Source organism: Goekera deserti (assembly GCF_010685995.1).
In the GTDB taxonomy this organism is placed as follows: Bacteria; Actinomycetota; Actinomycetes; order Mycobacteriales; family Geodermatophilaceae; genus Goekera; species Goekera deserti.
In genome coordinates this window covers 23,295-34,132 of the sequence record NZ_JAAGWK010000027.1, presented here as the reverse complement: position 1 = coordinate 34,132, position 10,838 = coordinate 23,295, and the positions used below count along the sequence as shown (strand labels likewise).

Below are 10,838 nucleotides of genomic sequence, written 5' to 3'. Positions count from 1 at the left end.
GGGGCAGGGGAGGTGCCCGGTCCGGCGGACAAGCCGGGGTCAGGGGGTGGTGCGGGGGACGTGTCGACCCCGGGTGACACGTCGGGGCCCGGGGGCAGGACGGCGGTGAGCGTCCGCCAGCCGACACCGAGCCTGCCCTGGCGCAGCTCGCCGGCCAGCCACGCGGTGACCGGCGGGACCTCCTCCGGCGAGGCCTGCCGCAGCAGCCCGGCGATGGCCGCGGCCTTGGCGGTGCGCGACCGGGTGGCCGCGACGGCGGCGGAAGCGGCGACGACGTCGGTGAGCAGCACCGGCCCATCGTCCCAGCGTCGGCGCCGCCGACTCGGGCTTCCGGCCGCCCCGACCGCGTCAGGCCGATTCCGACCCCACGGGGGCACGCCGTCGCCGCTGGGCGGCCAGGTAGGTGAGGTAGCCGCTGACCGCCAGGTAGTAGCCGACGTAGGCCAGCGACGCGGCCACCACCAGCGGGTGCGGGTCGGGGTACTGGGCCAGCAGCAGCGCGTAGAGGCCCACCCAGACGGCGGTGAGCACCAGGCTCGGCGTGCGCAGCGTCTCGGTGCGCGAGGGGTACAGGTAGCGCACCGGCACGAACACCAGCACCGAGCAGACCACCAGCACGATGGCCACGGTGGTCTGGCCGAGGTCCATGACCACGGCGTAGAAGGCGACGACGTTCCAGTAGCTGGGGAAGCCCAGGAAGGTGTGGTCGTCGGTCTTCGCGTCGGTGCGGCAGAACTGGTAGCAGGACGCCAGCAGCGGCAGCGCGGCCAGCAGCCACCCGACGGGTCCGTCGGGCAGCGCGCCGATGGTCCACAGCAGGACGACGGGCGCGAAGACGTAGGTCAGGTAGTCGACGATGTCGTCCAGCCGGGCGCCGTCGAACCAGGGGATCGTCTCCTTCACCCGGGCCCAGCGGGCCAGCATCCCGTCGGTGCCGTCCACGACCAGCGCGACCAGGCCCAGCCACAGCGCCGCGACGACGTCGCCGTCGATGGCGGCGAGCACGATGAGCAGGCCCAGCACCGAGCCGCTGGCCGTGTAGAGGTGCACCAGCGCCCCGGCGAGGCGACGCCGCGCGCTGGTCGGGCTCGTCCCGCCCACCTCGGCCGAGCGGTCGGGGGGGCCCGGGACGAACACTGAGGAACCGGCACGCCGCACCTCTGGATGGTCCCACGGCGACGCGCAGTCAGCGCGGGCCACCCGTGACCTCCCACCGACCGGCCGGTCCCGCGGGCACGGTCCGCGCAGGCAGGGCCCCCAGGGGGCACGGTCCCGGGGGCACGGTCCCAGGGGCGCAGGGCAGGATGCAGGCGTGAGCGAGACGACCGCAGCAGGTGACGGACGGGACGTCGACATCGCCGTCTACGGTGCGAGCGGCTTCGTGGGGAGGCTGCTGGCCGGCCACCTCGCCGAGCACGCGCCGGCGGGCACCCGCATCGCGCTGGCCGGCCGGAACCGGGAGCGGCTGGAGCGGGTGCGCGACGCGCTGCCCACGGCCGGGCGTTCCTGGCCGGTGGTGGTGGCGGACTCCGGTGACCCGGCGTCGCTGGCCGCCCTCGCCGAGCGGTCCCGGGTGGTGGCCACCACCGTCGGGCCCTACGCGCGGTACGGGCTGCCGGTGGTCGAGGCCTGCGCCCGGGCGGGCACACACTACGCCGACCTGACCGGCGAGGTGCTCTTCGTCCGGGAGGCGATCGACGCCCACCACGAGCTCGCGCGCGCCTCCGGTGCCCGGGTCGTGCACTCCTGCGGCTACGACTCCGTGCCCTCGGATCTCGCCGTCCTGCTGCTGGCCGAGCGGGCCGCGGCCGACGGGGCCGGCGGGCTGCGCGACGTGCAGCTGGTCGCCACCGCCCGCGGCGGGTTCAGCGGCGGCACCGTCGACTCGCTGCGCGGTCAGCTGGAGACGGTCCGCGGGGACGCCGCCGCCCGGCGGCTGGCGGCCGACCCGTTCTCGCTGAGCCCGGACCGGGACGCCGAGCCCGGCGTCGCCCAGCCCGCGGACGCCGGCCTGCCCTCCCGGACGGCGGACGGCCGGTGGACCGCGCCGTTCGTGATGGCCCCGTACAACACCCGGGTGGTGCGGCGCAGCAACGCGCTGCAGGGCTGGGCCTACGGCCGGTCGATGCGCTACGGCGAGGTGATGGGCGCCGGCCGCGGGCCGGTGGGTGCGGTGGCCGCGGCCGCGATCACCGCGGGCCTCGCCGGGGGCGTGGCCGCGATGGGCTTCCCGCCCACCCGGCTGCTGCTCGACCGGGTGCTGCCTGCGCCGGGCACCGGGCCCAGCGAGGCGGTGCGGGCCCGCGGGTTCTTCCGCTCCGTGGTCGACGCGGTCACCGAGGACGGCAGCCGGTACCGGGCCACCGTCGCCGGCCAGGGCGACCCGGGCTACGCGGCGACCGCGGTGATGCTCGGGGAGAGCGTGCTGGCCCTGGCCCTGGACACCGACCGGCTGCCCGACCGGTCCGGCTCGCTGACCCCGGCGACCGCGCTGGGTGGCGTGCTGGTCGACCGGCTGCGGGCCGCCGGGCACACCTACGAGGTGGCCGCGCTCTGAGCCGTCAGGCCGGGTCGGCGAGCACCAGCTCCAGCGCGGATCCGGCCTGGGCCACCATGCCGGGGTTGGTGTCCCAGTAGTAGGGCAGCGCCGTCACGGCCTGGGAGAGCGCCCAGCCGCGGCCGCGCAGCCGGGCCGGCCCGTCGGTGTCCAGCTCGTCGAGGAACCGTTCGCGGTCGGCGCCGCGGAACAGGTTCCAGGCCGGCTGCAGGTCGCACGCGGGGTCGCCGACGCCCAGCCCGCCGGGGTCGATCGCCGCCGACAGCCGGCCGTCCACCACCAGCAGGTTGCCGGCGAGCAGGTCCCCGTGCAGCCAGACGTCGGCGTCCCAGCCGGGGGCCTCCAGCGACTGCTGCCAGGAGCGCAGCACGGCGGGTGCGTCCACCCGGTCGCCGAGCAGGGCGACCGACCGCCGGACGACGTCGTCCCGCTCGGTGTGCGGCCCGCCGCGGGCACCGGGCCGGCGCTCCGGCGCGCCGGTGGTGTCGACCCGGCGCAGCGCGCGGACGAAACCGGCCAGGTCGACCGCGGCCTCGGCCCGGTCCCCGGGGAGGCAGCCGGCGTCGCGCCCGGGCAGCCACTCCACCACCGACCAGCCGAACGGGTACCCCGTCCCGGGCTCGGCGTCGACCAGGGCCACGGTCACCGGCAGGGCAAGCGGCAGGTGCGGGGCGAGCCGGGGCAGCCACTCGGCGTCCCGGGCCGCCTGCGCGGTGGCCCACGCGACGATCGGCAGCCGGACGGCGAGCTGCTCGCCGAGCCGGTACACGTCGTGGTCCGTGCCGTGCGACGGCACCGCGGTGACCGGCAGGTCGGCCCACTGCGGGAACCGCCGCGCGACCAGCCGGCGGACGAGGGCGGGGTCGGTGTCGACCTGGTCGGGGTGCATCCGGGGCCTGGGCATCGCCGAGGATGCTGCGCCGCCGGGGTGGTGCGGGCAACCTGTTTCCGGGGTCGGCCCGTGGCGCTGCCGCCGCGGTTCCCGCCGAGCGGACCGGGCTCCCGCGTCGGCCGCCGTCGCATCGCGCCGGGGAGGCTGCGTCAGCGGCCCCGGACCGACCTGAAGGTGTTCCGGGCAGCGCGACTGGCTGCGCGCCACTGCCCGACGTGGTAGCCCACGTAGCCACCGAAGGCCATGCCGATGGCGATCGCCGGTAGGACGACTTCCCCCATGCTGCACCATCCCGCCCGCAGGAACGTGGTCCGCACAGCGTGGGGCAGGCGGGACGCCGACGTCACCGCGCGGAGGTCACCAGGGGCGGATCACCGGACTGTGCGGGGTGTCACTGGCCGACCGTGTACGAGCGTGCACGGAGCTGGACGGTCACCCCGCGTCGGCCCAGGACCGGACCACCGACACGTCCAGCGGGAAGTCCACCGGGAACGACCCGAACAGCAGCCGCCCGGCCTCGGTGGCGGCTGCCCGCACCGCGTCGGCGACGTCGTCGGCCAGGTGCTCGGGGGTGTGCACGACGACCTCGTCGTGCAGGAAGAACACCAGGTGCGGGCGGTCGGTGACCTGTCCGGCCGGCCCGGTCTGCCACAGCCGGTTGCGCAGCACCGCCAGCCAGCACAGCGCCCACTCGGCGCCGGTGCCCTGCACCACGAAGTTCCGGGTGAACCGGCCCCAGGCGCGGCGGTGCTGGTCGCGCTCGCGCGGGTCGGGCCGGTCGTCGTCGGATTCGGCGGCTGGGGCGGCCCACGACCCGGTGGGCAGGGGCGACCCGCGGCCCAGCAGGGTCTGGACCACCTCGCCGCGTTCCCCGGCACGGGCGGCCTCCTCGACCAGCCCGAAGGCCTGCGGGTAGCGGCGGGTCAGCCGGTCGACCATCCGCCCGCTCTCGCCGCGGGTGCCGCCGTACATGGCGCCCAGCATGCCGAGCTTGGCGTCGGACCGGCTGGCGACCGCCCCGGTGTCCACCATCGCCTGGTACAGGTCGGCGGCCCGCGCCGCCTCGGCCATGGCGGTGTCGCGGCTCATGCCGGCCAGCACCCGGGGCTCCAGCTGGGCGACGTCGGCGACCACGAACCGCCAGCCGTCGTCGGCGACCGCGGCCGGGCGCACCTGCACCGGGGCGGACAGCGCCCCGCCGCCGGCCGACGCCCACCGGCCGGTGACCACGCCGCCGGGCAGCCAGGTCGGCCGGAACCTGCCCTCGGCGACCCAGGTGTCCAGCCACGCCCAGCCGTTGGCCTGCAGCAGCCGCGCCAGCTTCTTGTACTGCAGCAGCGGCGTGATGCCGGGGTGGTCCAGCTGCTCCAGGGTCCAGGACCGGGTGTCGGTGACCTCCAGGCCGGCCGCCCGCAGGCAGGGCAGCAGCTCGGTGGGGGAGTCCGGGTTCAGCGCCGGCGCCCCGAACGCCTGCCGGACGGCGGTCAGCACCTGCTCCAGCCCCTCCGGGCGGCGGCCGGCCGCGGGCCGCGGGCCCAGCAGGTCGGTGAGCAGCCGGTCGTGCACGTCGGCCCGCCACGGCATGCCGGCGTGCGTCATCTCCGCGGCCACCAGCGCCCCGGCGGACTCGGCGGCCAGCAGCAGGCCCAGCCGTGCCCGCTGGTCGACGGTGCCGAGCGCGGCCCGCTGCCGCTCCTGCTCGGCCGCCGGGTCCAGCCGGTCGGCCGGGTCGTCCAGGTCGAACAGGGCCGGGTCGGCGGCGCCCACCGGCTCCAACGCGTCCCAGCCGGCGGTGTCCGGGCCGGTCAGCGTCGCCTGGTCGACCCGCGGCGAGCGGCGCAGCAGCGCGTGGCCCAGCCGCAGGTCGGTGCAGCGCTCCACCCGCAGCCCGGCCGCCAGCAGACCGGGGTACCAGCGGGTGGTGTCGTCCCAGACCCACCGCGGGTGGGCGGTCTCCCGCTCCCGGACCAGCGCGGGCAGCTCACCCGCCGGCACCCGGGTGACCGTGCCGCCGTCGTCCAGCTCGCGGGCCTCCACGGTGCCGCCCGGCCGGCGGACCAGCAGCACCCGGACCTCGGCCACGCCCCTCAGCATGACCCACCCCACCGACAACGCCGCCCGCGACGAACCGGCGACCGTCAGGGCAGCCACGATCGCTGCACCCGCTCACCAGGACGGCGGGGTGCGGGTGGGCCACGATGGTCGTCCCGCCGCCCGTCGGACAGGACTGACACGAAGTGCCCGCCAAGATGGCCATCTTGGCGGGTTGATGGCCGTGGTCCTGCCGTTCGTCCCCGAGGAGCCCGCCGTGACCGTCCCGCAGCAGCCCGGTCCGATGCTCGTCCCGCACTTCTTCGTGCGGCAGCGGATCACCCTGATGGTCAACCGCTACGAGGTGCTGGCCGCCAACCCGGACGGCAGCGAGGGCCAGCTGCTGGCGTTCGCGGAGCAGAAGCGGATGAAGCTCAAGGAGGAGGTCGTCTTCTTCGCCGACCAGGCGAAGACCCGCCCGGTGTTCCGCTTCAAGGCCCGGCAGCGGCTGGACGTGCACGCCCAGCACGACGTGTTCGACGAGTACGGCACCCCGATCGGCGGCTTCGGCAAGCAGTTCGGGGCCAGCCTGCTGCGCTCGACGTGGGACCTGTCGGCGCCGGGGCTGCAGGCTGTGGGCCGGGAGCGCCGTCCGGTGATCGCCGTGCTGCGCCGGGTCTGGACGCTGATCCCGTACCTGGGGGACGTGTGGGTGCCGTTCGTCTTCCACTTCGACTTCGTCGACACCGCCAGCGGGCAGACCGTGATGGTGAGCGAGCGGCAGCGCTCGATCCGGGACCGGTACAGCGTGACCGTGCCCGACCCGCGGCTGGACTTCCGCGTCGCCGCCTCGATGGCCGTGGCCCTGGACGCCCTGCAGAGCCGCTGACCCCCGGCCGCTGACCCGGGGTCGGGTCAGGGGCGGGTGGGGGTGTTCCCCGATGGTCGGCGCGGCCGCCGGCGAGCAGGCTCGTGACATGACAGCAACCGCACTCCCCGGCGCTCCCGACCACGCCCCGGACGCCGGCCGCCCACCGCTACGCCGCAGCGCCGACGACCGGGTGCTGGGCGGGGTCTGCGCCGGCCTCGGCGCGCACACCGGCCTGGACCCGCTGCTCTGGCGCACCGCGCTGCTGGCGCTCACGCTGGCCGGCGGTGCCGGCATCCTGCTGTACGCGGTGCTCTGGCTGCTGATGCAGCCCGCCGTCGCCCCCGTGGCGCCCAGCGCGCCGGAGCGGTTCGCCGCGCGGGTGCGCCGGCTCGTGCGCTCCTGAACAGGCCTCCGGCGCCCGGCCGCCGCTCCCGGGCGCGGCCGTAGGACGCTGGGGGCATGGCACACCACGAGGACACCACCACGGCGCTGGCCATCTGCCTGCTCGCCGACCAGCCCCTGGTGCTGTGGGGTCCCCCCGGGCAGGGCAAGAGCAGCGCGGTGCAGCAGGTGGCCCGGGACCTCGGCCTGCACCTGGAGACGGTGATCGCCTCCGTGCGGGAGCCCAGCGACTTCGCCGGGCTGCCGGTGGTCGACCCCGGTACCGGGTCGGTGCGCTTCGCCCCGCCGGCGTGGGCGCAGCGGCTGCACGACCGCGGCGACGCCGGCGGCATCGCCTTCTACGACGAGATCAGCACCGCACCGCCCGCGGTGCAGGCCGCGATGCTGCGGGTGGTCCAGGAGGGCTGGGTCGGTGACCTGCAGCTGCCCGCCTCGGTGCGCACCATCGCCGCGGCCAACCCGCCGGACATGGCCGCCGACGGCTGGGACCTCGCCGCCCCGATGGCCAACCGGTTCACCCACCTGGACTGGACGCTGTCCGCGGACACCATCCGAGACGGCTTCTCCGTCGGCTGGCCGACCGTCCCGGCGCCGTCCGCGGACCCGGACACGCTGCGCCGGCTGACCGCCGAGGCGATGGTCCTGGTGGGCTCGTTCATCGGCAACCGGCCGGAGCTGCGCACGGTGCTGCCCGGCACCGCCGCCGAGGCGGGCCGGGCGTTCCCCACGCCCCGGTCCTGGGAGGCGGCGGCCCGGCTCTACGCCACCGCGCGGGCCTGTGGGGTGAACGACACGGTGGTCACCCTGCTGGTCAGCGGCACGGTCGGGGCGGGCGCGGCCAACGAGTTCCTGCACTTCGTGTCCACCCTCGACCTGCCCGACCCCGAGGAGCTGCTGCGCGACCCGGACGGCCTGGTGCTCGACCGCACCCGCAACGACCGCGCGTACACGATCGCCGCGTCGGTGTGGGCGGCCACCGCCCGGGACACCACGCCCGAGCGCTGGACCGCCTGCGGGCTGGTGCTCGCCCGGATCGCCCAGGCGCACATGGGTGACATCGCGTTCCTGTTCGGACGGCGCTGGGTGCTGGCCCGCCCGGCCGGCGTCATGCCGCCGCGGGAGGTGACCGAGCACCTGGCGCCGATCCTCACCGAGATGGGCGTGCTGCGGTGACCGGCGACCTGACCAGCGACGAGCAGCGCGCCCTGCTGCGGCTCACGGCCGGCCGGGCGCGGGCCAGCGAGCAGGCCCCCTACTTCTCCTCCGCGCTGTTCGCCATGCAGCCGGTGGACACCCCGGGGCTGGGCACCTTCGCCGTCGACCGGCAGTGGCGGCTGTACTGGGACCCGGAGTTCTGCGCCTCGATGACCGTGGAGGAGGGCGCCGCGGTGTGGCTGCACGAGGTGGGCCACCTGCTGCGCGAGCACGCCGACCGCTTCGACGCGCTCCTGGAGCCCGACGAGCGACGCGGCAGCTGGAACCAGGCCGCGGACGCCGCGATCAACGCCGACCTGCGGGACGCCGGGATCGCGCTGCCGCCCGTGGCCGCCAGCGTGCCCGAGCGGATCGCCGGCGCCACCCGGGACATGGGCACCGAGCAGATGTACCGCCTGCTGCTGCGCTCCCCGGGCGGCACCCCGGCCACCGCGGCCACCCCCGGCCTGGTGCTGCTGCCGGCCCGGCTCGGCCACGACCACGGCGCCGGGACGACGCTGTCCGCGCGCACCCGCGAGCGCGTGATCACCGACGGCACCGCGGTCACCCTGCTGGACGAGGTGGGCCGCCGGCTGCCGGACGCCGTCGTCACCGAGCGGGTGCGCAACCGGCGCTCGGTCACGCTGCGGCTGACCGGCCGGCTCGCCCCCGGGCGGTACACCGTGGTGCTCGGCGGTGGCGCCGACGCCCTCGCCGCCGGGCTCACCGTCACCGCCCCGCAGCTGCGGCTGCGCCCGGACCACGTGCGCCCCGGCTACCGGGCACCGGCCCGGCTGGTCGTGGAGAGCCCGGACCTGCGCGTGGACGAGCACACCGCCGTCGAGCTGCTGGACGTCGTCGGCGGCCCGCTGCCCGGTGCTCTCGGGCAGCCCGAGCAGGTGTCCGACGCCGTGCTGGCCGTCGGCCTGGGCCAGGTGCCCGACGGCGTCTACCAGGTGCGGGTCACCGCCGGTGCGCACGCCGCCGTCGCCGTGCTGCCGGTCGGCCTGCCGTACCTGGACGTCGAGCCGGCCGAGCTGCCCAGCGGGTTCACCGCGCCCTGGCCGCTGGCCGCCGTCGCCGAGGACGTGCCGGTGGACGCCACCACCACGGTCACCCTGCACGACGGGAGCGGCCCCGTGGACGGTGCGTTGACCGCGCCCGCCGTCACCTCGCCGGCCTCGCTGACGGTCGCGCTGCGCCGCTCGCTGCCCGACGGCCGGTACGCCGTCGTCCTCACGACCGGGGACGTCGAGGCCGCGGCCGTGCTGACCGTCGGCGGCGACGCCGCGGCCGAGGACGGCGAGACGTCGGTGGGTCGCCCGGCCGACGGTGGGGGAGCGGGCGGCTCGGGCAGTGGCGACGGGCCGCAGGACGGCACGGCCGACCCCGACTCCGCCCCCGACGACGCCGCGGACGACGAGGTCGGTGGTCACGACTGCGGCTCCGGTGCCGGCGGCCGGCGGCGCCCGTGGGACCTCGACGGCGAGGACGGCGCCGACGGCTCGGTGTCCGGGGGCCGGGCCGAGCAGATCCGGCAGGACGTCGCCCGGGAGATCCGCGAGCACGCGACCGACCCGGCGGCGCAGGGCAGCATGGCCGCGGGCTGGCTGCGCTGGGCCGAGGCCCGGCTGCACCCGCAGGTCGACTGGCGGGAGGAGCTGAACGCCGTCGTGCGGCGCACCGCCGCCGCGGTGGCCGGCCGGCGGGACTACACCTACGCTCGGCCCTCCCGGCGGGCCTCGGCGGTGCCCGGCGTGGTGCTGCCGGCGATGCGCGCGCCCCGGCCGCCCCGGTGCTGCGTGGTGCTGGACACCTCGGGGTCGATGGGCGACGACCTGCTGGCCCGCTGCCTGGCCGAGATCGACGCGATCATCGCCCGGGTGCGCGGTGACGCGGTGGAGGTGATCGCCTGCGACGCCTCGGCCGCCGACGCGCAGGCGGTGCGCGCGGTGCAGCAGCTGCACCTGGTCGGTGGCGGCGGGACCGACCTGCGGGTCGGGCTGGCCGCGGCGGCGGCCCGCCGCCCGCGCGCGGACCTGGTGGTGACGCTCACCGACGGCGCCACGCCCTGGCCGGCGGAGCCGCCGGAGCTGAACCGGCACGCTCGCTACGTCGCGGTGCTCGTGGCCGACCCGGGGCAGCCGCCGCCGGACTGGATGCACGCCATCCCGGTGGGCCCGGCGCGCTGAGCGGGGCGCCCGTCGTCCCGTGCCGGGCCGCGCGGCTCAGGGCAGCGGGTGACCGCGCAGGGCGGCCAGGGTGCGCAGCTCGTCGGCGTCCAGGGCGCCGGCCCGGGCCAGCCGGGCGGCCTCGGCCGGGCCCAGGCCGGCCGCGTGCGCCAGCGGCGCCAGCGCGTGCGGAACACCGTGGCCCGCGCCGCCGGGCCCCGCGCTGCCCTCCGCCCTGCCTCCTGGCCCGGCGACCCACACCTCCAGCGGCCGCCGTTCCCCGGGGCCGGCGTAGACCAGCCCGCCGGGCCGGTCGGCCGGGCGCCACACCGGGTCGGTGGCGAGCACCCGCAGCCAGCCCATCGCGTGGTCCAGCGGCAGCGGGGCCATCAGCACCAGGGTGTGCGCGGTCCGGGCCAGCACCGCGGCCAGCTCCTGCCGCTGCGTGCGGTGCGCCGGCGGGTGCACCGCCCGCGCCACGCCGCTGCCCAGCCGGAGCGCCGTGTCCACCACGTCGGCGAGGGCGGCCACGGTGGCCGGCGTCCAGCCGTCCCGGGTGAGCTCCTCGACCAGCCGGAACGGCGGCACGGCACCGAACAGCTGCTGCCACGCGGCGTCCGGTCCCGTCGCCGTGCCACCCGGGCCGGGCAACAGGGCGGGTGCCGTCCGGCCGGGCGGCCCGTCCTGTGCGGCCGCACGGGACTGCGGGTCCGGTGCCGC

At 77.2% G+C, this 10,838-nt stretch carries 10 protein-coding genes and 1 pseudogene; 5 read left to right on the top strand and 6 right to left on the bottom strand.

What is annotated here, in order from left to right; translation table 11 throughout:
- Window positions 1-290, bottom strand: a pseudogene (locus G1H19_RS23550) (ATP-dependent DNA ligase); the annotation flags it as partial.
- Window positions 291-348: 58 nt separating this feature from the next.
- Window positions 349-1,137 carry a CDP-alcohol phosphatidyltransferase family protein gene (locus G1H19_RS18500; protein WP_235927961.1) on the bottom strand — a complete coding sequence of 263 codons (789 nt, stop codon included), beginning with the start codon at window positions 1,135-1,137 and terminating at the stop codon, window positions 349-351.
- A 175-nt stretch (window positions 1,138-1,312) separates the two neighbouring features.
- Between G1H19_RS18500 and G1H19_RS18495 the strand changes: the two genes are divergently transcribed.
- Window positions 1,313-2,557 carry a saccharopine dehydrogenase family protein gene (locus G1H19_RS18495; protein WP_162392486.1) on the top strand — a complete coding sequence of 415 codons (1,245 nt, stop codon included), beginning with the start codon at window positions 1,313-1,315 and terminating at the stop codon, window positions 2,555-2,557.
- A gap of 4 nt (window positions 2,558-2,561) precedes the next feature.
- Here G1H19_RS18495 and G1H19_RS18490 read toward each other — a convergent pair whose 3' ends face one another.
- The 3 genes from G1H19_RS18490 to G1H19_RS18485 form a co-directional block, all read right to left on the bottom strand.
- Window positions 2,562-3,461, bottom strand: a complete 900-nt coding sequence (locus G1H19_RS18490; protein WP_152730583.1) for an aminoglycoside phosphotransferase family protein — start codon at window positions 3,459-3,461, stop codon at window positions 2,562-2,564.
- Window positions 3,462-3,598: 137 nt separating this feature from the next.
- Complete coding sequence (locus G1H19_RS24190; protein ID WP_268895426.1) at window positions 3,599-3,730, bottom strand: hypothetical protein; 132 nt, start codon at window positions 3,728-3,730, stop codon at window positions 3,599-3,601.
- A gap of 151 nt (window positions 3,731-3,881) precedes the next feature.
- Entirely contained in the window at window positions 3,882-5,531 is a 1,650-nt protein-coding gene (locus tag G1H19_RS18485; RefSeq protein WP_235927960.1) for a bifunctional 3'-5' exonuclease/DNA polymerase, read from the bottom strand.
- A gap of 187 nt (window positions 5,532-5,718) precedes the next feature.
- On the opposite strand from G1H19_RS18485, the gene G1H19_RS18480 reads away from it, so the two are divergent.
- The 4 genes from G1H19_RS18480 to G1H19_RS18465 all read left to right on the top strand — a co-directional run bounded on the left by G1H19_RS18480 (window position 5,719) and on the right by G1H19_RS18465 (window position 10,139).
- Window positions 5,719-6,369 (top strand): LURP-one-related/scramblase family protein, encoded by a 651-nt coding sequence (locus tag G1H19_RS18480; RefSeq protein WP_235909914.1) that lies wholly within the window; start codon window positions 5,719-5,721, stop codon window positions 6,367-6,369.
- 88 nt (window positions 6,370-6,457) lie between these two features.
- Complete coding sequence (locus G1H19_RS18475; protein ID WP_235909913.1) at window positions 6,458-6,754, top strand: PspC domain-containing protein; 297 nt, start codon at window positions 6,458-6,460, stop codon at window positions 6,752-6,754.
- Between the two features lie 56 nt (window positions 6,755-6,810).
- Window positions 6,811-7,926, top strand: a complete 1,116-nt coding sequence (locus tag G1H19_RS18470; RefSeq protein WP_152730580.1) for an AAA family ATPase — start codon at window positions 6,811-6,813, stop codon at window positions 7,924-7,926.
- A complete protein-coding gene (locus tag G1H19_RS18465; protein WP_152730579.1) occupies window positions 7,923-10,139 on the top strand; it encodes a DUF2201 family putative metallopeptidase in 2,217 nt (738 codons plus the stop codon). Before G1H19_RS18470 ends, G1H19_RS18465 begins: the two co-directional genes overlap by 4 nt.
- 36 nt (window positions 10,140-10,175) lie before the next feature.
- Here the strand turns inward: G1H19_RS18465 and G1H19_RS18460 are convergent, their stop codons facing one another.
- Entirely contained in the window at window positions 10,176-10,769 is a 594-nt protein-coding gene (locus tag G1H19_RS18460) for a hypothetical protein (RefSeq protein ID WP_152730578.1), read from the bottom strand.
- Between the last annotated feature and the right edge of the window lie 69 nt (window positions 10,770-10,838).